Source organism: Pseudomonas sp. UBA4194, from assembly GCF_002379585.1.
Taxonomy (GTDB): Bacteria; Pseudomonadota; Gammaproteobacteria; order Pseudomonadales; family Pseudomonadaceae; genus Aquipseudomonas.
In genome coordinates this window covers 35,160-60,076 of the sequence record NZ_DFUE01000075.1, presented here as the reverse complement: position 1 = coordinate 60,076, position 24,917 = coordinate 35,160, and the positions used below count along the sequence as shown (strand labels likewise).

The window sequence follows — 24,917 nt, the reverse complement described above, 5'->3', positions numbered from 1 at the left end:
GTAAGCGGCACGGGCATGATTGCACGCGCGTTGGTATTGCTGATCGCCAGGCACTACAAGGACATGCAGGTCACGCGGGTATTGACCCGCCGCCCCCTGCGTGACGTCGCCGACTTCCCGCTCAATGATGTGTTGACCAACTCGCTGGACGATCTGATCGATAACAGCGACCTGCTGATCGAGTGCAGCGGCGACGTGTGCCATGGCACGGTGGTCATCGAGCGCGCCTTCAGCGCCGGCCTGCGTGTGGTCACGGTCAATGCCGAACTGCAAGTGACCACCGGGTCCTATCTGGCCGGCAAGGGTTTCATCACCGAAGCCGAAGGCGATCAGCCGGGTTCGCTCGCTGCCCTGCGCGAAGAAGCCATCCTGATGGGTTTCGAGCCGCTGGTGTACGGCAACATGAAAGGCTACCTGAACCACAACCCGACCCCCGCCGACATGGCCTACTGGTCGGGTCGCCAGGGCATCAGCATCGACCAGACCACCTCGTTCACCGACGGCACCAAGGTGCAGATCGAGCAGGTTCTGGTCGGTAATGGCTTCGGCGCCACCATCACCCGCCAGGGCCTGGAAGGTATCCCCTCCACCAACCTGGACGAGAGCGCTGCCGTACTCGGCGCCATGGCCGACAGTATCGGCCAGTCCATCGTCGACTACGTCATCCCCAGCGGCTATCCGGCAGGGGGCGTGTTCCTGGTGGGGCGGCACGATCGCGTTCAACAGTCAGCGCTGCAATACCTGAAAATGGGTGGGGGCCCCTACTATGCCCTGCTCCGCCCTTTCCACCTGTGCTCCCTGGAGGTCGGCAAGACCCTGCGCCGGGTTCTGGGCGGTGGCGGCGTGCTGCTCAACAATTCGACCACGCCGACCCTGGGCGTGGCGGCCATCGCCAAGCATGCGATGCCCGCCGGTGAGCGCGTGGTGCGCGGCATCGGCGGATTCCAGTTCCGCGGCGAAGGGCTGATCATCGAGCGCAACCCCAACCACGTGCCGATCGGCCTGATGAATCACGCTGTGCTGACCCGTGCGGTCGAGCCTGGGCAGATCATCACCTTCGACGACGTCGACCTCCTGCCAAGCCGCGCACTGGATATCGTCCTGCAACAGCGCCGTGCACCTCGCGTGCTGGTGGAAGATCTGCCGATGCTGGCAGGGCTGGGCGGCGCACCGGAGACCTATGCAGTACCCGAAGCTGCACACCCCTGATCAGCGCTTGTGCGACTGATTGACCACAGAACCCGCTTCGGCGGGTTTTGTCGTTTTCGCCCCCCAGCCAGCGTCTGCCGACCGCGCAGGCAATCGTCCGATGACTGCATATTTTTGCCTGTGGAAGCAGCAAAACTGCATGAACGATGCTGCGCAGGCGTCGGCGTGGCTCTTTTGAGGAAAATTTTTCTTCGGCACTGGCATTAGCATAAGCACCGAGACGCCGGCATTTGCCGACTAGACTGAACGATAGCGCCCCACCCACAACAACAAGATCAAGGGTAGTGACGACGTGAACGACTATCTCCCGCTGCAACTGCACGTGCCCGAACCTACCGGAAGGCCAGGGTGCAAGACCGATTTTTCCTACCTCAGCCTCAGCGATGCCGGCATCGTCCGCAAACCGCCGATAGACGTCGAACCCCAAGCCACCGCCGACCTGGCCGCCAGCCTGGTGCGGGTACTGGATGACCAGGGCCATGCACTCGGCCCCTGGGCCGAAGACATCCCTGCCCAGGTGCTGCACGATGGCCTGCGTGCCATGCTCACCACCCGTATCTATGACACCCGGATGGTGACCGCCCAGCGCCAGAAGAAGATGTCCTTCTATATACAGAGCCTTGGCGAAGAAGCCATTGGCAGCGCCCATGCCTTGGCGCTCAACCGCGATGACATGTGTTTTCCCACGTACCGCCAGCAGAGCATTCTGATGGCACGCAAGCTGCCGCTGGTGGGAATGATCTGTCAGTTGCTGTCCAATGAGCAGGACCCGCTCAAGGGCCGGCAGTTGCCCGTGATGTATTCCTATAAAGACGACGGCTTCTTCAGCATCTCCGGCAACCTGGCGACCCAGTTCGTGCAGGCGGTGGGCTGGGGCATGGCGTCGGCGATCAAGGGCGACACGCGGATCGCATCCGGCTGGATTGGCGATGGTTCCACCGCTGAATCGGACTTTCATACCGCCTTGACCTTCGCCCACGTCTACCGTGCGCCGGTGATACTGAACGTGGTCAACAACCAATGGGCCATCTCCTCCTTCCAAGGCATCGCTGGTGGTGAAGCCACAACGTTCGCGGGCCGTGGCGTAGGTTGCGGCATTGCCTCGCTGCGGGTCGACGGCAACGACTTTCTGGCCGTGTACGCGGCCTCCCGCTGGGCAGCCGAGCGTGCCCGGCGCAATCATGGGCCGACCTTGATCGAATGGGTCACCTACCGCTCCGGCCCTCATTCGACCTCCGACGATCCCTCCAAATACCGGCCTGAAGACGACTGGAAGCATTTCCCCCTGGGCGACCCGATTGCCCGTCTCAAGCAGCACCTGATCGTCACCGGGCAATGGAGCGAGGAACAGCATCAGGCGCTGCACGCCGAAGTGGAGGCGCAGATCATCGCCGCGCTGAAGGAGGCCGAGCGCTTCGGCACCCTGGTCAGCGGCAAGGTGGCCAGCGCGGCGACTATTTTCGAGGACGTGTACAAGGACATGCCCGAACACTTGCGCCAGCAACGTCAGCAGATGGGAGTGTGAGGCGATGAACATGAGCACGGACAGTTTGCAACGCACCGAGGGTGCCACCTCCATCATGAGCATGGTCCATGCCATCCGCTCGGCCATGGACGTGATGCTCGAGCGCGATCCCAATGTGGTAGCGTTCGGCCAGGACATCGGCTATTTCGGCGGCGTGTTTCGCTGCACCGAAGGGCTACAGGCCAAGTACGGCCGCTCGCGGGTTTTCGACACACCCATCTCCGAAAGCGGCATCGTGGGTATCGCTGTCGGCATGGGCGCTTATGGATTGCGCCCGGTCGCTGAAATCCAGTTCGCCGACTACGTGTATCCAGCCTATGACCAACTGGCCTCGGAAGCGGCGCGGTTGCGGTTTCGTTCGGCCGGGCAGTTCAGCGCGCCCATGACCGTGCGGATGCCCTGCGGTGGGGGTATCTATGGCGGCCAGACTCACAGCCAGAGCCCCGAGGCGATCTTCACCCAGGTCTGTGGCCTGCGCACGGTGATGCCGTCCAACCCCTACGACGCCAAGGGCCTGCTGATCGCTGCCATCGAAAACGATGACCCAGTGATCTTCCTAGAACCCAAGCGGCTGTACAACGGCCCATTCGATGGCCATCACGACCGGCCGGTAACACCGTGGTCCAAGCACGCCGCCAGTGCCGTACCGGAGGGCTACTACAATGTGCCACTGGACAGCGCGGCCATCGTGCGCCCGGGCAAGCAGGTTACGGTGTTGACCTATGGCACCACGGTGTACGTCGCCACTGCTGCCGCCGAGGAGACCGGCATCGATGCCGAAGTCATCGACCTGCGCAGCCTGTGGCCGCTGGACCTGGACACCATCGTCAACTCGGTGCGCAAGACCGGTCGCTGTGTGGTGGTTCACGAAGCGACCCGCACCTGCGGCTTTGGCGCCGAACTGGTGGCGCTGGTGCAGGAGCATTGCTTCCATTACCTGGAGTCGCCCATCGAGCGCGTGACCGGCTGGGACACCCCCTACCCCCACGCGCAGGAATGGGCGTATTTCCCTGGGCCGGCCCGCGTTGGCGCCGCCTTGCAACGTGTAATGGAGGCTTGAATGGGCACTCATGTGATCCGCATGCCGGACATTGGCGAAGGCATTGCACAAGTGGAGTTGGTGGAGTGGTTCGTCAAGGTCGGTGATACCGTCAGCGAAGACCAGGTGCTGGCGGATGTGATGACCGACAAGGCGACGGTGGAAATTCCCAGTTCCGTGGCGGGGACCGTCATGGCCCTGGGCGGCCAGCCCGGTGAAGTCATGGCGGTGGGCTCGGAGCTGATTCGCATTGAAGTGCTGGGCGATGGCAACCATCGTGATGCCGAGCCGGCCACGACGCCAGCGGTCCAGGTGCCCGAGTCGGCGCCCGATACCACAGCGCGGGTCGAACCGGTACCAGCACCGCCTGCGTCCCCCGAGCCGGGCCGTGCGCTGGCCTCGCCTGCGGTGCGCAAGCGCGCCAAGGATGAAGGCGTCGATCTGCAGCAGTTACGCGGCACTGGCCCCGCCGGGCGTATCCGACATGCCGATCTGGATGCGTTTCTGGAACAGCGCCAACCCCTCCAGCAGGGTCGAGCGCCACGTCAGGAGCAGACACGTATCCCCGTGATCGGCCTGCGCCGACGTATTGCCCAGCGCATGCAGGAAGCCAAACGCCAGGTCGCCCATTTCAGCTATGTGGAAGAAATCGACGTCACTGCGCTGGAAGCGCTGCGTGCCGATATCAATGCCAAGTGGGGTGCCGAGCGCGGCAAGTTGACCTTGCTGCCCTTGCTGATCCGCGCCCTGGTGGTGGCCCTGCGCGACTTCCCGCAGATCAACGCGCACTACGATGACCAGCAACAGGTCATCACCCAGTACGGCGCCGTGCACGTCGGGGTCGCGACCCAGAGTGACAACGGCCTGATGGTGCCGGTGCTCAGGCATGCCGAAGCGGCCGACCTGTGGCGCACGGCCGCAGAGATCAATCGGCTCGCCGTGGCCGCCCGCTCGGGCAAGGCCAGCCGCGAGGAACTGAGCGGTTCGACCATCACCCTCACCAGCCTCGGCGCCTTGGGCGGGATCGTCTCCACGCCGGTCATCAACCAGCCTGAGGTGGCCATTGTCGGGGTCAACCGCATCGTCGAGCGGCCCATGGTGGTGGCCGGTCAGATCGCGGTGCGCAAGATGATGAATCTGTCCAGTTCGTTCGACCACCGGGTCGTCGACGGTATGGATGCCGCACGGTTCATCCAGGCCGTGCGCGCCTTGCTGGAACAACCTGCCATGCTGTTCCTCGAACCTTGAGTACGAGCCGGCGCCTCGAGCGCCGGCTTGCCTATCGGCTGAACTCCGTCGTGAACACTGGGGTCGACATTCCGGTGACTCACTTTATCGACTGGAGTTTATTCATGCCTCAAGCCCCCCTCATTACCCTCAACGACGGTATCCAGATTCCCCAACTGGGTCTCGGCGTCTGGCAGCTGGACGATGATCAGGCCTACGCCTCCAGCGTCGCCGCTCTGAAAGCAGGCTACCGCCATATCGACACCGCGATGATCTACGGCAACGAAGCGGGCGTCGGTCGCGCGGTTGCCGAGAGCGCCCTGGCCCGTGAAGAGATTTTCATCACCACCAAGCTGTGGAACGCCGATCAGGGCTACGACAGTACCCTGCGTGCTTTCGACGCCAGCCTGCAAAAGCTCGGGCTGGAGTACCTGGACCTGTATCTGATCCATTGGGCCCTGCCGAAGAAGGCCGCGTATCGCGACACCTGGAAAGCCTTCGTGCGCCTGCAGGAAGAAGGTCGTGTGCGTTCGATCGGCGTGTCCAACTTCCACCCCGAGCACCTGGAACACATCATCGCCGACACGGGCGTTACACCGTCGGTGAACCAGATCGAGCTGCACCCGGACTTCCCCCAGGTGGAGCTGGTGGAGTATTGCCAGGCCAAAGGCATCGTCACCGAGTCCTGGAGCCCGCTGGGCCAGGGCGGCGCACTGCTGTCGCAGCCGGTGATCTCGCAGATTGCCGAAAAACACGGCAAGTCCGCCGCCCAGGTCATTCTGCGCTGGCACATTCAGAACCGTCATGTGGTCATCCCTCGCTCCAGCAACCCGGAGCGCATCGCGCAGAACCTCGACGTGTTCGATTTCGAGCTCGATGAGCAGGATCTGCAAGGCATTGCGCACATTCCCCACACCGGGCGCCTGGGTCCCAACCCGGACACCTTCGATATGGGTGCCTGACAGACACACCTCGCAACACCTGTTAAACTGCGCACCTTCCAAGAATTTGAAACCGCACCTCACGGCCCTTACCGGCCGTGGGGCTTTTGTGCTGATAGGTACCGCATGTCGCTGACCGATATACGCCGCAACGTTCTTGCCGGCCTGACTTCTTCATTCGCCCTGGTGCCCGAGTGCATCGCCTTCGCCTTGGTGGCTCAGGTCAACCCATTGATGGGTCTGTATGGCGCCTTCATCATCTGCACGCTCACCGCGCTGCTGGGTGGCCGACCGGCCATGATCTCGGGGGCTGCAGGCTCCATGGCGGTGGTCATCGTGGCGTTGGTGGTGCAGCACGGCGTGCAGTACCTGCTGGCGACCGTGGTCCTCAGCGGGCTGGTGATGTTGCTGTTCGGCCTGCTGCGGCTGGGCAAGCTGGTGCGCATGGTGCCGCATCCGGTGATGCTGGGTTTCGTCAATGGCCTGGCGATTGTCATCGCCTTGTCGCAGCTCGAGCACTTCAAGACCGAAGACGGTCACTGGCTGGCCACCGCGCCGTTGCTGGTGATGGCTGGGCTGGTGGCTCTGACCATGGCCGTGGTCTATCTGCTGCCACGCCTGACCAAGGCGATTCCGGGCGCCCTGGTGGCCATCGTTGGCGTCAGCGTGCTGGTCGAGCTCCTGCATCTGCCTACCCGCACCCTGGCCGACATGGCAACCATTGCCGGCAATCTGCCGAGCTTCCACTGGCCAAGCGTGCCGCTGGACCTAGCCACCCTGAAGATCATCGCGCCCTACGCCATGCTGATGGCCATGGTCGGCTTGCTGGAAACCCTGCTGACCTTCAATCTCACCGATGAGATCACCGAAACCCGCGGCCAACCCAACCGTGAATGCGTAGCGCTGGGCCTTGCCAACGTGATCTCCGGACTGTTCGGTGGCATGGGTGGCTGCGCCATGATCGGGCAGACCGTGATCAACCTCAGTTCGGGTGGCCGAGGAAGGCTGTCCGGTGTAGTCAGCGGCATCATGATCCTGCTGTTCATCCTGTTCCTGTCGCCCCTGATCGAACGGATTCCGTTGGCCGCCCTTGCTGGCGTGATGTTCGTCGTGGCTCAGCAGACCTTCGCCTGGGGTTCGCTGCGGGTACTGGGCAAAGTGCCATTGAACGATGCGTTGGTGGTCATCGCCGTGACCATCATTACGGTATTCACCGATCTGGCCACTGCCGTCTTGTGTGGCATCTTGATCGCCGCCCTGGCGTTCGCCTGGCAGCACTCGCGGGAAATCACCTGTGAAGTCGATGACAGCATCGACGGGCTGCGCACCTATACACCTCGGGGCACGCTGTTCTTTGCCTCCACCACTCACTTTCAGGCGCTGTTCGATCCGCAGAACGATCCACAACAGGTGGACATCGACTGCGGCCATCTGCACTTGGTGGACCATTCCGCCATTGCCGCGCTGGAAAACCTGGCAGGGCGCTACGAGAAGTTCGGCAAGACACTGCAACTGCGACGCCTGTCGCCCCGCTGCCAGCGCCTGCTGGAGAAAGCCGGGGCCGCTGTGGCCATTGCCTAGAGGGGCCCGCCCCAAGCTCGCTGATACCTCTCTCCCTTCTTGCGCGCGGGTTCACCCGCGCGGTCTGCCTCTGTGCAGGCTGCCTACAAGCCCACCCGGTTGCTGCTCGTCCCTGGCGCAGCGAGTATGACTTCAACGCCGCACACCGCGGCTTCGAGACCGGGTAGTCCCATGTTCGTCCACCACGCCCATCACCGCAGCGCCCGGCCTTCCGTAGGCAGGAGTATGTGTTCAGAGCGAGCCGACCATGACCAATGAATTCTTGCAGCAGGTCGGGCCATTGGTCAGCGCCTGGGTACAGGGGCCGTGGTTTGATCTCGAAACCTTGTTCGGTGCCGGGCTGGGTGCCTGTCTGGTGGTCAGTGTCCGACAGCCGCTCAAAGGTTGGCAGACCCTGTGCAGCCTGGCGATGTCCGCGGGTGTGGGTGTGTTGTTCACACCCCTGGCAGTGATGCTTTTACCCCAACTTACAAATGGCGTTGCGGCATTTTTCTGCGCACTGGTAGTGATTCCGCTCAGTATCAAGTTGATGGTGTGGGTGGAACAGGTGGACATTCGTGAACTTGTAAAACGCTTCAAAGGTCAATGATGCCTGAACTTTCACCTGCTCCGATGGGTGAGATGATCGATGAAAGAGGCAATACCGTCGATAGCTGCTTCACATCGACTCCAAGGCTCTAGACCGATACTTTGGCAATACCCTTGACCCCATCAATTTGAGTGGATTAACTTGTTGGCCATCAATAGCCTACAAACTCTTCCCATTGACGAAATTGAAAAACGCTGAAACTTCAAACTAAAACTTACAACGGAGAAATTTCCTACACACACTAGGTAACATGACCTATTCGCTCTTAAATTAATACAAACTTTTCAAGCACGCAGGCAGCGTCAGGATGTTGGTCAGGGACGATTTACCCAAAACACTTTGATTTTTGTTGGCGATGCGTGCCCTGCGCACGTGACGCTGGCAATAAGGTTGATCGCATGAGTACTTACAAGATGGTTTGCCCGCACTGCCAGAACCGGATGCGAATTCGCACCAGCGAGGGCACCCACGTCTTTCTTCGTGTAGCGTATTTGCAGTGCACCAACGAGGTCTGCGGGTGGTCGGTGCGTGCCGAGTTCGAGATGACCCATGAGCTCTCTCCCAGCGGCGTTGCCAACCCCGAGATCCATTTGCCCAGCGCCCCGGTGGCCCTGCGCAGAGCGGCCAGCAAACCCGCGATTGCAGCCGGCGCGGCGTGAGCTGACAGCGGCGCAATCGGCCAAGGGCGCAGCGAGCGCCCTTGGCCCGCCCGTCAGCCTACCGGCGTGAGCACCTTGCGGTCATTGTGGAACCAGCCCTGGATATTGCTCCACACCAGATCACCCATCGCCTGACGGGTTTCGTGGGTGCCGCTGGCCAGGTGCGGGAAAAGCACCACATTGTCCATGTCGATAAGCGCCTGGGGGACCTTGGGTTCGTCTTCGAAAACATCGAGCCCGGCCCCGGCGATCCGGCCTGCGCTCAACGCCTCGATGAGCGCAGCCTGGTCAACCACACTGCCGCGGGCAATGTTCACCAGAAAGCCGTGTTTGCCCAAAGCCTCCAGCTGTTTTGCGCCGATCAAGCCGTCGGTGGCCTTGCCTCCCGGCAATGCCAGCATCAGTACATCGCTGTCGGCGATCATCGCTTCAAGGTCGTCGTAATACGGGTAGGCCACCCCAGGCTTGGGCTTGCGGTTGTGGTAGAGCACCTGCATATCGAAGGCTGCGGCGCGCTTGGCGATGGCCTCGCCGATATTCCCCAGCCCCACGATGCCCATCTTTTTGCCGCCGATCTTGCTCGCCAGCGGAAAACGTCCCTCAAGCCAGCGCCCCGCGCGCAGGAAACGGTCCGCCTCGCTGTAGCGACGCATCACATCCAGCGTCAGGGCCATGGCCGTGTCGGCCACACAGTCGTCCAGCACCGCTGGGGTGTTGGTCACGACGATACCGCGGTCGCGGGCAGCGTCCACCGCGATGGAGTCGTAACCGACACCGAAGCTGAAAATCGCCTCGAGGTTGGGCAACTGCGAAATCACCTCGCTGCTGGCCCCCCAGGCGCCGGTGGTGACGATGGCCTTGATGCTGCTGCCATGGTTGGCCAGCCAGGCCTGCTGATCATCCAGTTGCCAGAATCGCGTGGCCGCGAAGTTCGACTCCACGGCCTCTTGCAGGCTGGGGAGCAGAGCGCCGATGATCAAGACCGGTACGTTCTGGGTGGATTGCTGGGTCATGGAACCTCCTGTAGGCATCTGTATGGTTGTTGTTTTTGCTGGCCGCAGGGTGAACCATGCGGCGGAGTGATGTAGGTCATCGTACAACCACGCTGGTCCGGGTGACAACCATTCCACAGTCGATGCGACTCTGGATTGCGTATCACCCATGGAAGGACGGGCATATCGCACTAGACTGCACAGAACCGCACAAAAGTAGCTTGCCGATGCCTCCCGACTCGCCTTACCGCCCCACCCAGAAAGCCAGCCTATCCACTCAGCGGATGGCCTTTGTGTTCATCGCGCTGGTGATTGCCTCGCTGGTGGCGCTGGATGTGTGGCAGACATGGACCGCGCGCACCCAGGCCTTGAGGGTCAGCGAGACCACCACGGCCAACCTTGCCAGGTCATTGGCCCAGCACGCCGAGGACACGGTGAAGGAGTCGGACACCGTACTGTTGGGTCTGATCGAACGGGTGCAGGTGGACGGCACTGCCCCTGCCGAGCTGGCGCGGTTGCGCCACCTGATGCGCGGGTGGACCCGTTCGCTCAGCCAGCTTCAGGGCTTGTTCATCTATGACAGCGAAGGCCGCTGGGTGGTGACTTCCAACGACGTCGATCCGGTCAACGTCAACAACGCAGACCGTGAATATTTCCAGTATCACCGCAACAATCCCGACCCCGGTGTGCACATCGGTCCGGTGATCCGCAGCCGCTCCACCGATACCCTGATCATTCCGGTGTCCCGGCGCCTGAACACCGCCCAGGGCACCTTCGCTGGAGTGGTATTGGCCACCCTGAAGGTGCAGTACTTCAACGCGTTTTATGCCGGATTCGATCTGGACGACAAAGGCGTGATTGCGCTGCTGTTGCGCGACGGCACCATTCTGCTGCGCCGGCCGTTCGATGAAGGCGTGATCGGCACCAGCGTCGCCAAAGGCAAGATGTTCAGCGAGATGTTGCCGGAGTCGCCCCGGGGCACACTGTTGCAACGCTCGCTGGTGGACGGTGTGGAACGCATGTACAGCTACCACGCTTCAGGGGCCTATCCGCTGGTGGTGGAAGCGGCGCAGTCCAAGCAGTCTTTACTGGCCAACTGGCAAGAGAACCTGATTCGCTCGGCACTGTTCGTGCTGGTGGTCGTGGTCGCCTTGTGCTTGTGCGCGGTGGCGCTGATGCGGCAGATCCGTCATGGCGTGCGCACCGAGTCGGAACTGCGCAATGCCCACGCGGCGTTGCAGAAGTTGGCGATGCAGGATGGCCTGACAGGCCTGGCCAACCGGCGGCAGCTGGACGCTGCCCTGCCCGACGAGATCGGCCGGGCCCGACGCAATGGCCGGCCGCTGGGGGTGATCATGCTCGACATCGATCACTTCAAGCGTTTCAACGACCTGTATGGCCACCCTGCCGGCGACGAGTGCATCAAGGCGGTAGGTCAGGCGGTGCTGCGCTGTGTCGGCCGGGCCGGCGACCTGGTCGTGCGCTACGGCGGCGAAGAGCTGCTGGTGCTGCTACCGGAAAGCGATGAAAGCGGCACCTGGCAGGTGGCGGACAAGATCCTCGCCGCGGTGCGCGACCTGAACATCCATCACGCCGGCAACGACGCCGGTCTAGTGACCATCAGTGCCGGGGTCCATGTGTGGCGCAACAGCGACAGACAGGTCAGCGCACAGGGCCTGGTCCAGGCTGCGGATCAGGCGTTGTATCAAGCCAAAAGCAGCGGGCGCAATCGCATCTTTCCGGCGTTCTACTGCGTGCAGACGCCCTGAGGGCTCAGAGCATCTGCTGATCGACCAGCATCGATTGCACGATGAAAGCCTTCTGGTCTTCGGTCAGGGTGTCCCAGATGTGCACCTTGGCGTAGAAACCCAGGCTGCCCAGAATGTAGAAGCTCAGCACGGTGATGGTGAGGATGGTCAGCGCCGACCAACGTCCGCCCTCCTCGGCCTCGTCATACCGTGCATACCCTTCATCGGCGCGCTCGCCACGGATGGAAGCCAGGCCGGCGGCGCAGCGTTTGTAGACATGGAACAGGACCAGCAAGAACAGGCGCAACATGGGAAAACGAGCCTCGATGACGTGGGGGCAGCGGTGGGAAAGCCGGGACAGCGGCATTGACCGTGGTCCGAAAACGCAAAAAGCCCGTCTATGACGGGCTTTTTTTATAAGTAGGGTGCTATCTATTGAGGCGGTCAACCGACTCACTTTGTAACACTTGAGGGAATTTTAGACCCCTGCCCGGTCGCTGTAAATGCCCTTCCGGCAAAGAGGTACGATGACTTGGCCCCCGATCCGGCCACAAGCCCCTTCCCAGAGCCTTCGAAATCGCGTCGCGACATCCTGTCGCACCCGTATCCTGCACCGCTGGCTGCCGTTCAGCGTACGGGCTTTTTGCGCTTTCAGGCTTTATCATGGCCGCAGTTGCTGACACGAGCCCATTGATGAAATTCGCCATTGCCGTCTACGCCCCCGCTTACTCGCCTGCGTCACGCCGCGCCCTGCAGTTCGCCCGCGCGCTGCTGGCCCAAGGACATGAGCTGACAAGGGTGTTCTTCTATCAGGATGGCGTACACAGCGCGTCGGCCAACGTCGTCACCCCCCAGGATGAAGCCGACATAGCTGGACAATGGCGCAGCTTCGTCAGCGAGCATGGCATCGATGCCGTGGTGTGCATCGCCGCCGCATTGCGCCGCGGCGTGCTCAATGAAGAAGAGGCCCGGCGCTATGAGCGCCCCGCCGCCAACCTGCCCCAGCCTTGGCAGCTGTCGGGCCTGGGCCAATTGCATGAGGCCGCCCAACAGGCTGATCGGCTCGTTAGTTTCGGAGGCATGTGAAATGGCCAAATCGATGTTGATCATCAGCCGCCAGGCGCCTTGGAGCGGACCTGGGGCCAGAGAGGCGCTGGACATTGCCTTGGCCGGCGGGGCGTACGACCTGCCCCTGGCCATGCTGTTTCTCGACGACGGTGTCTTTCAGCTTGCCGATGCGCAACAGCCGGCGCTGGTCGAGCAGAAACATCTGGGCGCCAACCTGGCGGCCCTGCCGCTGTTCGGCGTCGACGAACTGTACGCCTGCGCGCTGAGCCTCGAGCAGCGTGGCCTCAACCCAGCCGCCCTCGCTCTACCCGCCGTGACCTTGGACGATCACGGCCTGCGTGCATTGTTGGCACGCCATGACCTGGTGGTGACCCTCTGATGAGTACTTTGCACCTGCTTTCCCATTCGCCTTTCACTGACAGCCGCCTGGCCAGCTGCCTGCGGCTGCTGGGCCCGGACGATGGCGTGCTGCTGACCGGCGATGCCGTCTACGCTGGCGCTGATTCCCAGGTGGGGGCGCCTCTGCAACAGGCAGCCATCCGTCTCTATGCACTGGGCGAGGATGTTCACGCTCGGGGGCTGACGCCCGGCACCGGGGTAACGGTCATCGACTACCCTGAATTCGTCGAACTCACGTTGGCCTACGACAAGGTCAACAGTTGGCTATGAACACCTTGATCGTTGCACAGCGGAACATTGCCCTGGACAAGGATGGCTACCTGGTCGATCTGGCCGACTGGAGCCCTGAGGTGGCTGTCGCCCTCGCCGAGCGGGAAGAACTGCCATTGACCGCCGACCATTGGGAGGTGCTGGAGCTGCTGCGCCAGTTCTACACCGAGTTCCAGCTGTCCCCGGCCACCCGGCCACTGATCAAATACACCGCTCTCAAACTGGGTGCAGAAAAAGGCAACAGCCTGCACCTCAATCGCCTGTTCAAGGGCACGCCTGCCAAGCTTGCCGCGAAACTGGCAGGCCTGCCCAAACCGACCAATTGCATATGACCGATTATCCTGCACTGACACTCGAGACACCCGCCGAGCATCCTTTTGCACCCTTCGTGCGCATCCTGGGCAAGGGCAAGCGTGGCGCACGCAGCCTGACGCGGGAGGAAGCCAGGGAAGCGATGGGCTTGCTGCTCGACGGCAAGGTCGAAGAGTCGCAACTGGGCGCCTTCTTGATGCTGCTGCGGCACAAGGAAGAAAGCCCCGAGGAACTGGCAGGTTTTACCGAGGCGCTGCGCGAGCGTCTGCAGGCACCCGCCTTGGCCGTGGACATCGATTGGCCTACCTACGCCGGCAAGAAACGCCACCTGCCCTGGTACCTGCTGGCAGCCAAATGTCTGGCCAGCAACGGCCAGCGCATTTTCATGCACGGTGGCGGTGCCCACACAGCCGGGCGTCTGTACACCGAGCAACTGCTGGACCTGCTGTCGATCCCGCTGTGCCGCGACTGGTCGAGCGTGGGCGCGGCCCTGGACACCCGCGGCATTGCCTTCGCGCCGCTGGTGGACTGGGCGCCTCGGCTGCAGCACATGATCGACCTGCGCAATACCCTGGGCCTACGCTCCCCCATCCACTCCCTGGCCCGGATTCTCAACCCGCTGGGCGCACGCTGTGGCTTGCAAAGCATCTTTCATCCGGGCTACCAGTCGGTGCACCGCGACGCCAGTGGCCTGTTGGGCGACAACGTCATCGTGATCAAGGGCGATGGCGGCGAAATCGAAGTCAACCCGGACAGCCCCAGTCACCTCTACGGCACCCAGGCGCATCAGTCATGGGATGAGGAATGGCCGGCGCTGTCGTCGCAGCGGCATGTCAAACCCGTCAGCCTGGAGCCCGAGCAATTGCTGGAATTCTGGCGTGGCGAGCGCCAGGACAGCTATGGGGAAATGGCGCTGATGTCCACCATGGCACTGGCACTGCGTGGCCTGGGTACACCGCGTGACCAGGCCTTCGAGCAAGCCCGTAGCTATTGGGAGTCGCGCGATCTATCGGCCTGACCGATCACATCGACCCAACCTTTGCGCGGTTGCTTCGAACCTTGAGCTTTAGACTGGACTCTTACCCGATAAGTATTGAGCCAAGGAGTCGAAGATGGGGTTGCTGATCGAAGGGCGTTGGCACGACCAATGGTATGAAAGCAGCAAAGACGGCGCCTTCCAGCGCGAAGCCTCGCAGCGACGCAACTGGGTCACCGCCGACGGTGGTGCCGGGCCCAGTGGCGAGGCCGGCTTCGCCGCCGCAGAAGGCCGCTACCACTTGTATGTGTCGCTGGCGTGCCCCTGGGCGCATCGCACCCTCATCCTGCGTCAGCTCAAGGGGCTGGAGCGTCTGGTCGATGTGTCCGTGGTCAGCTGGCACATGGGTGAAAACGGCTGGACGTTCGACACCGCTCAAGGCTCCAGTGGTGATGCTCTGGGCCCTATGCAGTATCTGTATCAGCGCTACACCCAGGATGCACCTGACTACACCGGGCGCGTGACCGTGCCGGTGCTGTGGGACAAACAGCGGGAGTGCATCGTCAGCAACGAGTCGGCCGAGATCATTCGGATGTTCAATTCGGCATTCGATGCGCTGACCGGCAACCGCCTGGACTTCTACCCGCCTCCCTTGCAACCGGTCATCGACCGGATCAACGACGCCGTGTACCCCAACGTCAACAACGGTGTGTACCGCGCTGGTTTTGCCACGTCCCAGCAGGCTTATGAATCGGCGTTCGACGATGTCTTCGCCGAGCTCGACCGCCTGGAGCAGACGTTGGCGAGCCAGCGGTATCTGGCCGGTGAATACCTCACCGAGGCAGATGTGCGCCTGTTCACCAGCCTGATTCGCTTCGATGCGGTGTACTACGTGCACTTCAAGTGCAACCAACGGCGCATCGCCGACTACCCCAACCTGTCGAACTGGCTGCGGGAGCTCTACCAATGGCCTGGTATCGCCGAGACCGTGGATTTCACTCATATCAAAGGGCATTACTACACGAGCCATCCCACCATCAATCCCACCCGTATCGTGCCCAAGGGACCGCAACAGACCTTCACCCAGCCTCACGACCGCGAACGTTTGCCGGGACGTGGGGTTTGGCACAAAGGCGGTGCGTGATGCAACTGTTCGACGAGCCGCTGCAACCGTCACGTCACGAACGACTGGCCGAGCAGACCTGGCTGTTGCGTGGCTTCGCCCTGCCCTGGCTGGAGCAGGTACTGCCAGCGCTGCGCGCGGTGCTCCAGGCTGCGCCGTTCCGGCGCATGGTCACCCCTGGCGGTCATACCATGTCGGTGGCCTTGAGCAACTGCGGACAGTGGGGTTGGACCACCGACGCCAGCGGCTATCGATACACCGAACACGATCCCAGCACCGGCCTGCCCTGGCCCGAACTTCCCCTGGCGCTGAGCACAATGGCCGCCGAGGCAGCGGCAGTGGCGGGTTTCCCGGACTTCACCCCGGATGCGTGCCTGATCAACCGTTACCTGCCAGGGGCGAAGATGTCGTTGCATCAGGACCGCAACGAACAGGATTTCACTGCACCGATCGTTTCCGTGTCGCTCGGCCTTCCTGCCATGTTTCAGCTGGGCGGTGCACAACGAAGTGATCGGCCGCTGCGGGTGCCGTTGCTGCATGGAGATGTGATGGTGTGGGGTGGCGTCGATCGTCTGCGCTTCCATGGCGTGCTGCCGCTCAAACCCGGCAGTCATGAAGTGATGGGTGCGCAACGCATCAACTTCACGCTGCGCAAGGCGCGCTGAGCGCAAGCAACGGAGTGTCCCGCGGCGCGTCCGGCGCTACCATGGGCACAGTCGATTTCCACAGGATGGCTCCCATGCCCAGTGTCACTGCCCATCACAGTCAGCTCGTGGCCGCTGCCTGCCGTCGGATCGAGGCCAGCGCGGCGCTGCCGGACCTCAGCGCGCTGGCCGCAGAGGCCAACCTGAGCCCCTGGCATTTCCACCGCGTGTTCAAGGCCGTCACCGGCGTCACGCCCAGGGCTTACGCCCAGGCGCGGCGTGCGCACAAGGTGCGCGAGCATCTGCTGGCCGGCGCCTCGGTCACCGAAACAGTCTATGCCGCCGGATTCAATTCCACGGGTCGATTCTATGAAGCGGCCGACGGCATGCTCGGCATGACCCCCGGTGCGTATCGCGAAGGGGGTGCCAATGTAGAGATTCACTTTGCCATCGCCCAGTGCAGCCTTGGGGCAGTACTGGTAGCCCGCAGTGAACGCGGCGTGTGCGCGATCCTGCTGGGGGACGAGCCGGAGCCACTGCTGGTCGACTTGCAGGCGCGCTTCCCCAAGGCCCGGTTACGTGGCGGAGAAGCCGAGTTCGAAACCTGGGTGGCTCGGGTGCTGGGCTTTATCGAAGCGCCGGAGCTCGGCCTGGATCTGCCGCTGGACATCCGGGGTACCGCCTTTCAACAACGGGTGTGGCAGGCCCTGCAGCAGATTCCGCCGGGCCAGACCGCCAGCTATGCCCAGATCGCTGAGCGCATCGGTTCGCCCAGCGCCGTCCGCGCTGTCGCCGGAGCTTGCGCCGCCAACGCTCTGGCCGTGGCCATTCCCTGCCATCGTGTGGTGCGTACCGACGGCGGCTTGTCCGGCTACCGCTGGGGGGTGGAACGAAAACGCGAACTGCTTCAGCGTGAACGGCAGCCTCAGGCTTCGCACCCACAGGGGTCTTCGGTGACCAGCCCATAAGGCGCTATACGCTGGACGGAAACTATGGCGCTTCGCTATATATTCAGATATATAACGAGCACCTACAAAAACCGGAGCCTGCCGTTCGATGAAATTCACGACTTCTTTGCTAGCCCTTGCCGCTGCTGTGGCTTTGAATGGTGCCCAGGCTGATGAGGTGCAGGTCGCGGTTGCGGCCAACTTCACGGCGCCGATCCAGGCCATCGCCAAGGACTTCGAAAAGGACACTGGCCACAAGCTGGTTGCCGCCTATGGCGCCACGGGTCAGTTCTACACCCAGATCAAGAACGGCGCACCGTTCGAAGTGTTCCTGGCGGCGGACGACAGTACCCCAGCCAAACTGGAGAGTGAAAAGGAGACCGTCGCAGGTTCGCGCTTTACCTACGCAGTCGGAACCCTGGCCCTCTGGTCGGCCAAGCCAGGCTATGTCGACGCCAAGGGTGAGGTATTGAAGGCCAACCAGTACCAGCATCTGTCCATCGCCAACCCCAAAGCGGCGCCTTACGGGCTTGCCGCGACTCAGGTGCTGGAGAAGCTGAAACTCACCGACGCCACCAAGGCCAAATTGGTCGAGGGCCAGAACATCACCCAGGCTTTCCAGTTCGTTTCGACCGGCAATGCCGAATTGGGCTTCGTCGCACTGTCGCAGATCTACAAGGATGGCAAGGTCACCGGCGGTTCGGCCTGGATCGTCCCGGCCGAGCTGCACGACCCGATCAAGCAGGACGCCGTGATCCTGAACAAGGGCAAGGACAACCCTGCTGCCAAGGCATTGGTCGAATACCTCAAGGGGCCTAAAGCCGCCGCCACCATCAAGTCGTTCGGTTACGAACTCTGATGGGATTGGATGCCAGTGACCTGGCGGCGATCTGGCTGACGATCAAACTCGCCAGCCTGACCACCGTGATTCTATTGCTGATCGGTACGCCGGTTGCCTGGTGGCTGGCGCGCAGCAAGTCCTGGTGGCGCGGCCCCGTTGGCGCGGTGGTGGCACTGCCATTGGTATTGCCGCCGACGGTCATTGGTTTCTATCTGCTGTTGTTGCTCGGCCCGCACGGGGCGGTCGGTCAGGCCACCCAGGCCCTGGGCCTGGGCACGGTGGTTTTCAGCTTCACCGGGCTGGTCATCGGTTCGGTGATCTATTCCATGCCCTTCGTGGTGCAACCCCTGCAGAACGCCTTCGGCGCGATTGGCGACCGCCCCATGGAAGTCGCCGCCACCCTGCGGGCCAGCCCGTGGGACTGTTTTTTCAGCGTGGTCCTGCCTTTGGCGCGGCCAGGCTTCATCACCGCCAGCATCCTGGGCTTCGCCCACACCGTGGGCGAGTTCGGCGTGGTGCTGATGATCGGCGGCAACATTCCCGAGAAAACCCGGGTCGTCTCGGTGCAGATCTTCGATCACGTCGAAGCCATGGAGTACTCGCAGGCGCACTGGCTCGCCGGCACGATGGTGGTGTTTTCGTTTCTGGTGTTGCTGGCGCTGTATCGCAGCCGTCACCGCAAGACCTCGTGGAGTTGAGTGGTTTGATTAGCGCCCGTATACAGATGGCCTATGGCACCTTCGCGCTGGATGTCGACCTGCAATTGCCCAAGCGCGGCGTAAGTGCTCTGTTTGGCCATTCCGGTTCCGGCAAGACCACCTGCCTGCGCTGCCTGGCGGGGCTTGAAAAAGCCGATTCGGCATTTATCGAGGTCAATGGTGAGCTGTGGCAGGACAGCCACTCGGGGTTTTTCCTGCCACCGCATAAACGACCACTGGGCTATGTCTTCCAGGAGGCCAGCCTGTTCGAGCACTTGTCGGTACTCGAAAATCTGCAATACGGCTGGCGGCGCATTGCGCCGTCCGCGCGCAAGGTGCAGATGGCGCAAGCCTGTGAACTGCTGGGTATCGAGCATCTGCTGCAACGCCGCCCGGCCAACCTGTCGGGCGGCGAGCGCCAGCGTGTCGGCATCGCCCGGGCACTGCTGTCCAGCCCCGGTCTGTTGCTGATGGACGAGCCTCTGGCCGCCCTGGACAGCCGCCGCAAGGCCGAGATCCTGCCCTATCTGGAACGCCTGCACGACGAACTCGAGATTCCCGTGGTGTACGTCAGCCACTCTCAAGAAGAAGTGGCGCGCCTGGCCGACCACGTGGTGGTACTCGAGCAAGGCCGTGTGCTGGCCAGCGGACCGGTGGGTGAAACCCTGGCGCGCCTGGACCTTCCCCTGGCCCAGGAGGAAGGTGCCGGCGTGGTGATTCAGGGTCAGGTGGATGGCTACGACCCCGCCTATCAGTTGCTGACCTTGCGCCTGCCGGGCAGCGCGGATTGCCTGCGCGTCACCCATGCCGAGCAACCGCGGGCCAGCCATCTGCGCATCAAGGTTCAGGCCAGGGATGTGAGCCTGAGTCTGACTGCCGATGATCACAGCACCATCCTCAACCGGCTGGCCGTGGTGGTGATCGATCAGCACCCTGCCGACAACCCTGCCCATGTGCTGGTGAGCCTGTTGGCAGGGGAAACCGTGATCATCGCGCGGATCACACGTTATTCGGCCGACCATCTGGGATTGCACAACGGACAGCGTGCGTGGGCGCAGATCAAGGCAGTGGCGGTGTTGGCGTGAGGGTTTGATCCACATGATGCATTGCCCCAAAGGCCCCCTTCGCGGCTGCACGCCGCTCCTACAGGGCGCACAGCCACCCCCCTGTAGGAGCGGCGTACAGCCGCGAAGGCGTCCGCCCGCTCACCCCCGCCAAATCGGTTCAATCACCTTGGGCCTGAGCAACCTCTCCCTAAGCTCTTCGGCCGTCAACGCTCCGGCAAAGTAATCCCCCTGCCCCCTCAGGCACCCCAGGTCATACAGCAACAAATGGTGCACAGACGTCTGCACGCCGGTCACGGTCAACTCGATCCCCAAGGTCCTGGCCGCCACCAGCGTATGTTGCACCACCGCCAGATGTCGGGATTGATGTGGCGCCTCCAGCAGAAACGGTGAAGCCAGGCGCAACTGATTGATGGGCCACTGGCACAGTCGCTGCAGCGAAGCCCCACCCGATCCGAAACCCTGCATGCCCAGATCACACCCCATCAGGCGCACCCGCAGCAGCGTTTCCAGGTACTCCGGTTGCGGCCTTGCCAGCCCCACATGACTCAGCTCAAGCGCCACGCGACGATTGTTGGCCAGGTGCTTGCGGATCATTTCGAGCAGTTCGCTCATCAGTTTCCGGTGCCCCAACTGCTCGAGCCGGATACCTATGCTCAACCCGACCAACAAGCCCTCGGCCACGAACGCCTGCTGCACCTTGAGCGCCTGGCTGGACATGTGCAGCAGCAGTTGGTTGGCCAGACCGTCGCGCTCCACCGCAGCCCAGAATTGCATCATGGTCAATACACCATGCTCGGGATGCTGCCAATGCAGCTTGACGTCCACGCTTTTGATCCGGCCGTCGCCCACGTTACAGCGAGGCAGGAAGCAGGCGAAAAACTCGTCGGCTGCCAGCCCCCTTTGCACATCATCAGGTGGCAATAGCGGCACCTCGGTCAGTGGCGGCTGCGGCGGGCGAGGCAGCCCCAGGGTCTTGAGGTAGCGGTGCAGTTTGTCGAACTCCACCGGGCTGCCCGCGTCCCCCAGGTACTCGAGCCCCAGCATCGACACCCACTGCGTGATACCCGTGCGCACCTCCGCGTCCAACCCTCCGGAAATGAGCACTGCCTTGACCAACTGCTGCGCCGCCGCCTGCTGAATCACCGCCAGGGCATCCACCCCAAGGATATCGACGTTGCACACCAGCACTGCAATCCCACGGTGCTTGCGCAACAGCTGCAAGGCTTCCTCACCGGTTTGTGCCTGATGAATGGGGCCGCACCCCAGTTGCTCCAGCATCTGGGCCGCAATAGCACGTTGGAAACCGTGACTTTCCACGAGCAGAACACTTGTTTTGATCGCCGACATGGGTGCGTCCTCTTTGTCTTCGACCTGATGTTCAACTTTGTCCAGCGCCGCGAAAGCAGGCAATTTCCCAAATTCATCGAGGAAATCTCCTAGGACCTACCCCGCCCTGCAATAGCGCTGCAAGTACTGCCCAAGGCTGCTCATCGCCGCTGCCAGGGCATCGATGCCGCGCCGTACATCCTCGGCTGCAGCGGCAGGATGGCAGTGCTGCTCCAGGGCTTCGCACGCCGTCACAAGGCGCCCGGCGCGCACGATCCGGGCGCCACCTTTGATGCGGTGCACCAGATCGCCAACCTCCGCATGGCTGTAAGGCTCTCCCAGGGCCTGCAAGCGCGACAGGTCCTCGGCATTGCTCTGGGCCAGATCGCCCAGCAGTCGTTTGAGCGACAGCTCATCCCCTGCCGTCAATTGATGCAGGCCAGTGAGGTCGATTTCCTCGGTGTCGCAGGGTTTTTGCCAACGGCGGCGACGGGTACTGAGCTTTTCGGCCAGCCCTTGCAGGTTCAGAGGTTTGAACAGGCAATCGTCCATGCCGTGGGCCATGCACAGCTCGCGTTCCTTGAGTTGTGCATTGGCGGTGCAGCCCAGCAACAGGCAGGCCAATTCCCCCCTGCGCCGCTCATGCAAGCGAATGGCCTGGGCCAGCTGATAGCCGTTCATGCCCGGCATGTTGCAATCGCTGATCACCACATCGAAGTTACCCCGCAACCAGGCGCGCAACCCGGCCGTGCCGTGCTCGGCCAAGGTCACGCGGTGACCGAGAAACGTCAGTTGGCGCTCCAGCAGTACGCGGTTGGCCGCATAGTCATCCACCACCAGTACCTGCAGTGCCGACTCCACCGCGGCCTGGTCATGCGCCCTGTCGATGCCCAGGGGCGCGTCGCACAGGGGTGCATCCAATTGCAGTTCCGCCCGCGTGCCGCTGCCCAGCACGCTCTGCAAGCGCAGGGTACCCTTCATCAAAGCCAGCAGGCTCTGACAGATGTTCAGCCCAAGCCCCGCCCCCATCCGCGGTGCGATCGCGCTGTTGGGTACCTGCTGGTAGGCGCCGCCCAGACGCTGGATCTCCGATTCGGCGATGCCCACGCCGGTGTCCTCCACGCTCAGGCTGACATGGGCAACCTGAGCGCTAGGCCATACCCCTAGCAGCACCTTGACGTGCCCTTCCGCGGTGAACTTGATGGCATTGCTGATCAGATTGCCGACGATTTGCTTGAACCGTATCGAATCCACCGACACCCACGTATCGGGCGCTCCAGTCATCTCCAGCACCAGCGCCAGATGCTTATCCGCAGCCTGGGCCTGGAAGAGACGGGTAACGGTGCTGGCCAGCTGGCTCAACTGGCACGGTTCGGGGTTGAGCTCCAGACGCCCCGCTTCGATGCGCGTGACGTCCAGCACATCGCCGATCAGCGCCAGCAGATTGTTGGCGGCATGGGAGGCGACTTCCAGTGCGGGCTTGTCGAGCATGCCCTGTTCGGCTTTCTTCAGCGCCAGTTCAAGCATGCCCAGCACGGCGTTCATGGGCGTTCGAATCTCGTGGCTCATGGTCGCCAGGAAGTTGGTCTTGGCTTGGTTGGCCGCCTCCGCCCGTTCCTGGGCATCCTGATAGGCCTCGCACAGGCGCTGGCGCTCGGTGATGTCCACCCAGCCGGCAATGAGCCCGTGAATCTGTCCATTGCTGCCACGGTAAGGCAGCATCCAGTGGTTGATGGTCAGCACCTGACCACTGGCCAGCAGCACCTGGCGGTCCTCGACGATGGGCTCGCCCAACTCCATCACTTGCATATAGGTCAGCTGCGCCAGGTGCGCCTGGTCCGAGTCGACCACCGCGTAGCCGGTGACCGGCAGGCCCATGACGTCGCTGCGTTCCAGCCCCAGCGCCTTGAGGTAGCTGACATTGCAGTTCACCAGGCATGCCTGACGATCACGGATGTAGATCGGATGGGGGGTGCCATCGATCATCACTTGCATGAAATCCACCTGCTCGTTGAGTGCCGCTTCGGCGATCTCACGCCGACGGATCAAGCGTCGCAGATAGGTGATCCAGGCCAGTGCCAGCAGCAACGACAATAACGCCGCCACGAGGCCCTGGATCACCGACCGGCTGTGGCGCTGCCAGAAACCATCGGTGACGATCAGCTCGCCCTTCCAGCGCCGGGTCAGTTCGCTCATGGCAGGCGGCGGGATGTCGAGCAACGCGCTGTTCAGGATCGACAACAGGGCCGAGTTTCGGGGTGATACGGCGAAGGCGAATCGGGCCGGCGGCGCCGACAGCGCTGCGTTGATCCGCAGACGCCCTCGGTACTGCCTGGCGATCATGTAGCGCGCGGCAATCAGCGGCAACACCGCAGCCGCTGCCTTGCCGCTGTCGACCAGGGCCAGCGCTTCGCTCGATTGCGCAGCAGCGAGCTGGGTGATTGCCGGGTGCGTGTCGCGCAGGTCCGCCTGCAAGGCGCTGCCTTGAACCAGCGCCAGGCGTTGGCCGGTCAGTTGTTCAAGGGCAGCGGGTGCGTTGGTGATGTCTGGCGTGACCAGCACCAGGGTGCTGGTCAGAAAACTGCGGGTGAACGCCAATTCCACCTCGCGCTCGGCGCTGGGAACGATCGCCGCGATCAGGTCGGCTTCGCCGCGAGCAATCATCTGGCGCATCTGCTCCAGTGAGCGCGCTTCGATGACACTGATCGTCAACCCGGTACGCCGGGCGATCTGCGCCAGCACATCGGCACTGACGCCGGCAAATCGTCCTTGGCTGTCGCGGTAGGTAATGGGCATGAAGCCCGGGTGCATCAGCACCCGAAGCTCTTGCCGCCCCTGCAGCCACTGCCGTTCCGGGGCGGTCAAGGGCAAGGGCAGTGGCTCGGCCAGTTCCATCTGGTCGACGCTCCAGCGTCGCAGTATGTCCCAGCGTGCATCACCTGGAATGACGTTCAAGGTGCTGTTGAGCAATGCCAACAGCCGCCCTTCCCGCCGCGCCACGGCAAAGCCGAAATGATTGGCGTCGACACCGTTCAGCGGCCACAACTGCAAGCGGGTCAATTGGCTGCCATGAAGTTGGTAATACGCCCCCAATGCACTGCCCACGTAGACATCGGCCTGGCCGAACGCCACGGCCGCCATGGCATTGGTCGGCGTAGCGTGGACACTCAGCTGCGCCTCGGGAAAGCGTTCGCGCAGCTGATCCAGCGGCAGATAACCGCCCACCATGGCAACACGGGGAGGCCCCGTTTGCGTGGCCTGCGGCCAGTCATCGACGCGGGCCGCCAGCACGGGCTGGTCCTTTATATAGGGATCGGTCAGTTGCAGCCCGTGCACAGTGGCTTCGTGAACACTGGAGGTGCTGACCAGATCCGCCTCGCCATCCTGAACGGCTTGCACCGCCTGCGCCCGGGTTGCGTAAGGGCGTACCTGGATCTTGAGGTTGAGCAGGTCACCGACCAGGCGCAGGTAGTCGGCGCTGATACCTTCGTAGGCGCCCCCGTCGGCGCTGATGTCAAAGGGTGCGTAGTCGGGCTGGTTCACCGCCACGCGCAACACTCCCCGGGACCGCAGCCACTGGCGGTCGTCGTCGGTGAGCTGCAGTTGGCTGAGCCAGGCGGGGTTCAATGCCGAACGGCCATGCAGGGCCGGCCCGCCGTCGCCGGCCAAAGAGGAGCTGGCCCAACTCAGGACCCACAGCGCCAGTGCACCACGGCTCAGCGCAATGAACATGTGC

24 protein-coding genes are annotated in these 24,917 nt (G+C 62.7%); 20 read left to right on the top strand and 4 right to left on the bottom strand.

Translation table 11 applies throughout. The features are described 5' to 3' along the window. Positions 1-15 precede the first annotated feature (15 nt). From B3397_RS17990 to B3397_RS17955, 8 genes are all read left to right on the top strand, one after another. On the top strand, positions 16-1,209 hold the full coding sequence (locus B3397_RS17990) for an NAD(P)-dependent oxidoreductase (protein ID WP_296252838.1): 1,194 nt from the start codon (positions 16-18) through the stop codon (positions 1,207-1,209). A 292-nt stretch (positions 1,210-1,501) separates the two neighbouring features. Next, positions 1,502-2,734, top strand: coding sequence for a 3-methyl-2-oxobutanoate dehydrogenase (2-methylpropanoyl-transferring) subunit alpha (locus B3397_RS17985; protein ID WP_296252721.1), 1,233 nt, complete (start codon positions 1,502-1,504; stop codon positions 2,732-2,734). Between the two features lie 10 nt (positions 2,735-2,744). Then, positions 2,745-3,794 (top strand): alpha-ketoacid dehydrogenase subunit beta, encoded by a 1,050-nt coding sequence (locus tag B3397_RS17980; RefSeq protein WP_414704406.1) that lies wholly within the window; start codon positions 2,745-2,747, stop codon positions 3,792-3,794. Then, complete coding sequence (locus B3397_RS17975) at positions 3,795-5,021, top strand: dihydrolipoamide acetyltransferase family protein (protein WP_296252716.1); 1,227 nt, start codon at positions 3,795-3,797, stop codon at positions 5,019-5,021. It abuts the gene before it with no gap. Between the two features lie 104 nt (positions 5,022-5,125). Beyond that, on the top strand, positions 5,126-5,962 hold the full coding sequence (locus B3397_RS17970; RefSeq protein WP_296252714.1) for an aldo/keto reductase: 837 nt from the start codon (positions 5,126-5,128) through the stop codon (positions 5,960-5,962). Between the two features lie 105 nt (positions 5,963-6,067). Beyond that, complete coding sequence (locus B3397_RS17965; protein WP_296252712.1) at positions 6,068-7,522, top strand: SulP family inorganic anion transporter; 1,455 nt, start codon at positions 6,068-6,070, stop codon at positions 7,520-7,522. Between the two features lie 247 nt (positions 7,523-7,769). Then, entirely contained in the window at positions 7,770-8,111 is a 342-nt protein-coding gene (locus B3397_RS17960; protein ID WP_296252710.1) for a hypothetical protein, read from the top strand. A gap of 398 nt (positions 8,112-8,509) precedes the next feature. Then, positions 8,510-8,770 carry an ogr/Delta-like zinc finger family protein gene (locus tag B3397_RS17955; protein WP_296252709.1) on the top strand — a complete coding sequence of 87 codons (261 nt, stop codon included), beginning with the start codon at positions 8,510-8,512 and terminating at the stop codon, positions 8,768-8,770. 53 nt (positions 8,771-8,823) lie between these two features. Here B3397_RS17955 and B3397_RS17950 read toward each other — a convergent pair whose 3' ends face one another. Continuing rightward, complete coding sequence (locus B3397_RS17950) at positions 8,824-9,783, bottom strand: 2-hydroxyacid dehydrogenase (protein ID WP_296252706.1); 960 nt, start codon at positions 9,781-9,783, stop codon at positions 8,824-8,826. A 206-nt stretch (positions 9,784-9,989) separates the two neighbouring features. Between B3397_RS17950 and B3397_RS17945 the strand changes: the two genes are divergently transcribed. Continuing rightward, positions 9,990-11,531 carry a sensor domain-containing diguanylate cyclase gene (locus B3397_RS17945; protein WP_296252704.1) on the top strand — a complete coding sequence of 514 codons (1,542 nt, stop codon included), beginning with the start codon at positions 9,990-9,992 and terminating at the stop codon, positions 11,529-11,531. A 4-nt stretch (positions 11,532-11,535) separates the two neighbouring features. On the opposite strand, the gene B3397_RS17940 is transcribed toward B3397_RS17945, so the two are convergent. Then, positions 11,536-11,820, bottom strand: coding sequence for a hypothetical protein (locus B3397_RS17940; protein ID WP_296252703.1), 285 nt, complete (start codon positions 11,818-11,820; stop codon positions 11,536-11,538). Between the two features lie 383 nt (positions 11,821-12,203). Here B3397_RS17940 and tusD point away from each other — a divergent pair, with 383 nt between their 5' ends. The 11 genes from tusD to modC all read left to right on the top strand — a co-directional run bounded on the left by tusD (position 12,204) and on the right by modC (position 19,873). Then, on the top strand, positions 12,204-12,596 hold the full coding sequence (gene tusD / locus B3397_RS17935; RefSeq protein ID WP_296252701.1) for a sulfurtransferase complex subunit TusD: 393 nt from the start codon (positions 12,204-12,206) through the stop codon (positions 12,594-12,596). A gap of 1 nt (position 12,597) precedes the next feature. Beyond that, entirely contained in the window at positions 12,598-12,957 is a 360-nt protein-coding gene (gene tusC / locus B3397_RS17930; RefSeq protein ID WP_296252698.1) for a sulfurtransferase complex subunit TusC, read from the top strand. Next, positions 12,957-13,247, top strand: coding sequence for a sulfurtransferase complex subunit TusB (gene tusB, locus B3397_RS17925; RefSeq protein ID WP_296252697.1), 291 nt, complete (start codon positions 12,957-12,959; stop codon positions 13,245-13,247). The genes tusC and tusB overlap by 1 nt, the downstream gene beginning before the upstream one ends. Next, complete coding sequence (locus B3397_RS17920) at positions 13,244-13,579, top strand: TusE/DsrC/DsvC family sulfur relay protein (RefSeq protein WP_296252695.1); 336 nt, start codon at positions 13,244-13,246, stop codon at positions 13,577-13,579. The genes tusB and B3397_RS17920 overlap by 4 nt, the downstream gene beginning before the upstream one ends. Beyond that, positions 13,576-14,577, top strand: a complete 1,002-nt coding sequence (locus B3397_RS17915; RefSeq protein WP_296252693.1) for a glycosyl transferase family protein — start codon at positions 13,576-13,578, stop codon at positions 14,575-14,577. The genes B3397_RS17920 and B3397_RS17915 overlap by 4 nt, the downstream gene beginning before the upstream one ends. Before the next feature lie 94 nt (positions 14,578-14,671). Beyond that, on the top strand, positions 14,672-15,679 hold the full coding sequence (locus B3397_RS17910; RefSeq protein WP_296252691.1) for a glutathione S-transferase family protein: 1,008 nt from the start codon (positions 14,672-14,674) through the stop codon (positions 15,677-15,679). Then, complete coding sequence (gene alkB / locus B3397_RS17905; protein WP_296252689.1) at positions 15,679-16,323, top strand: DNA oxidative demethylase AlkB; 645 nt, start codon at positions 15,679-15,681, stop codon at positions 16,321-16,323. Before B3397_RS17910 ends, alkB begins: the two co-directional genes overlap by 1 nt. 74 nt (positions 16,324-16,397) lie before the next feature. After that, positions 16,398-17,270, top strand: coding sequence for a bifunctional DNA-binding transcriptional regulator/O6-methylguanine-DNA methyltransferase Ada (gene ada, locus B3397_RS17900; RefSeq protein ID WP_296252686.1), 873 nt, complete (start codon positions 16,398-16,400; stop codon positions 17,268-17,270). A gap of 88 nt (positions 17,271-17,358) precedes the next feature. Then, positions 17,359-18,108 (top strand): molybdate ABC transporter substrate-binding protein, encoded by a 750-nt coding sequence (gene modA, locus B3397_RS17895; RefSeq protein WP_296252684.1) that lies wholly within the window; start codon positions 17,359-17,361, stop codon positions 18,106-18,108. Then, positions 18,108-18,788 carry a molybdate ABC transporter permease subunit gene (gene modB, locus B3397_RS17890; RefSeq protein WP_296252681.1) on the top strand — a complete coding sequence of 227 codons (681 nt, stop codon included), beginning with the start codon at positions 18,108-18,110 and terminating at the stop codon, positions 18,786-18,788. Before modA ends, modB begins: the two co-directional genes overlap by 1 nt. Then, a complete protein-coding gene (modC, locus tag B3397_RS17885) occupies positions 18,785-19,873 on the top strand; it encodes a molybdenum ABC transporter ATP-binding protein (RefSeq protein ID WP_296252678.1) in 1,089 nt (362 codons plus the stop codon). The genes modB and modC overlap by 4 nt, the downstream gene beginning before the upstream one ends. Positions 19,874-19,993: 120 nt before the next feature. Here the strand turns inward: modC and B3397_RS17880 are convergent, their stop codons facing one another. Both B3397_RS17880 and B3397_RS17875 read right to left on the bottom strand, forming a co-directional pair. Beyond that, positions 19,994-21,202 (bottom strand): EAL domain-containing response regulator, encoded by a 1,209-nt coding sequence (locus B3397_RS17880; RefSeq protein ID WP_296252676.1) that lies wholly within the window; start codon positions 21,200-21,202, stop codon positions 19,994-19,996. Between the two features lie 96 nt (positions 21,203-21,298). Further along, positions 21,299-24,913 (bottom strand): transporter substrate-binding domain-containing protein, encoded by a 3,615-nt coding sequence (locus tag B3397_RS17875; protein ID WP_296252672.1) that lies wholly within the window; start codon positions 24,911-24,913, stop codon positions 21,299-21,301. Between the last annotated feature and the right edge of the window lie 4 nt (positions 24,914-24,917).

Coding starts and splice junctions, on each gene's coding strand:
- B3397_RS17990 (WP_296252838.1), top strand. CDS start 16: ATGATTGCACGCGCGTTGGTATTGCTGATCGCCAGGCACTACAAGGAC.
- B3397_RS17980 (WP_414704406.1), top strand. CDS start 2,745: ATGAGCACGGACAGTTTGCAACGCACCGAGGGTGCCACCTCCATCATG.
- B3397_RS17975 (WP_296252716.1), top strand. CDS start 3,795: ATGGGCACTCATGTGATCCGCATGCCGGACATTGGCGAAGGCATTGCA.
- B3397_RS17970 (WP_296252714.1), top strand. CDS start 5,126: ATGCCTCAAGCCCCCCTCATTACCCTCAACGACGGTATCCAGATTCCC.
- B3397_RS17965 (WP_296252712.1), top strand. CDS start 6,068: ATGTCGCTGACCGATATACGCCGCAACGTTCTTGCCGGCCTGACTTCT.
- B3397_RS17960 (WP_296252710.1), top strand. CDS start 7,770: ATGACCAATGAATTCTTGCAGCAGGTCGGGCCATTGGTCAGCGCCTGG.
- B3397_RS17955 (WP_296252709.1), top strand. CDS start 8,510: ATGAGTACTTACAAGATGGTTTGCCCGCACTGCCAGAACCGGATGCGA.
- B3397_RS17950 (WP_296252706.1), bottom strand. CDS start 9,783: ATGACCCAGCAATCCACCCAGAACGTACCGGTCTTGATCATCGGCGCT.
- B3397_RS17945 (WP_296252704.1), top strand. CDS start 9,990: ATGCCTCCCGACTCGCCTTACCGCCCCACCCAGAAAGCCAGCCTATCC.
- B3397_RS17940 (WP_296252703.1), bottom strand. CDS start 11,820: ATGTTGCGCCTGTTCTTGCTGGTCCTGTTCCATGTCTACAAACGCTGC.
- tusD (WP_296252701.1), top strand. CDS start 12,204: ATGAAATTCGCCATTGCCGTCTACGCCCCCGCTTACTCGCCTGCGTCA.
- tusC (WP_296252698.1), top strand. CDS start 12,598: ATGGCCAAATCGATGTTGATCATCAGCCGCCAGGCGCCTTGGAGCGGA.
- tusB (WP_296252697.1), top strand. CDS start 12,957: ATGAGTACTTTGCACCTGCTTTCCCATTCGCCTTTCACTGACAGCCGC.
- B3397_RS17920 (WP_296252695.1), top strand. CDS start 13,244: ATGAACACCTTGATCGTTGCACAGCGGAACATTGCCCTGGACAAGGAT.
- B3397_RS17915 (WP_296252693.1), top strand. CDS start 13,576: ATGACCGATTATCCTGCACTGACACTCGAGACACCCGCCGAGCATCCT.
- B3397_RS17910 (WP_296252691.1), top strand. CDS start 14,672: ATGGGGTTGCTGATCGAAGGGCGTTGGCACGACCAATGGTATGAAAGC.
- alkB (WP_296252689.1), top strand. CDS start 15,679: ATGCAACTGTTCGACGAGCCGCTGCAACCGTCACGTCACGAACGACTG.
- ada (WP_296252686.1), top strand. CDS start 16,398: ATGCCCAGTGTCACTGCCCATCACAGTCAGCTCGTGGCCGCTGCCTGC.
- modA (WP_296252684.1), top strand. CDS start 17,359: ATGAAATTCACGACTTCTTTGCTAGCCCTTGCCGCTGCTGTGGCTTTG.
- modB (WP_296252681.1), top strand. CDS start 18,108: ATGGGATTGGATGCCAGTGACCTGGCGGCGATCTGGCTGACGATCAAA.
- B3397_RS17880 (WP_296252676.1), bottom strand. CDS start 21,202: ATGTCGGCGATCAAAACAAGTGTTCTGCTCGTGGAAAGTCACGGTTTC.
- B3397_RS17875 (WP_296252672.1), bottom strand. CDS start 24,913: ATGTTCATTGCGCTGAGCCGTGGTGCACTGGCGCTGTGGGTCCTGAGT.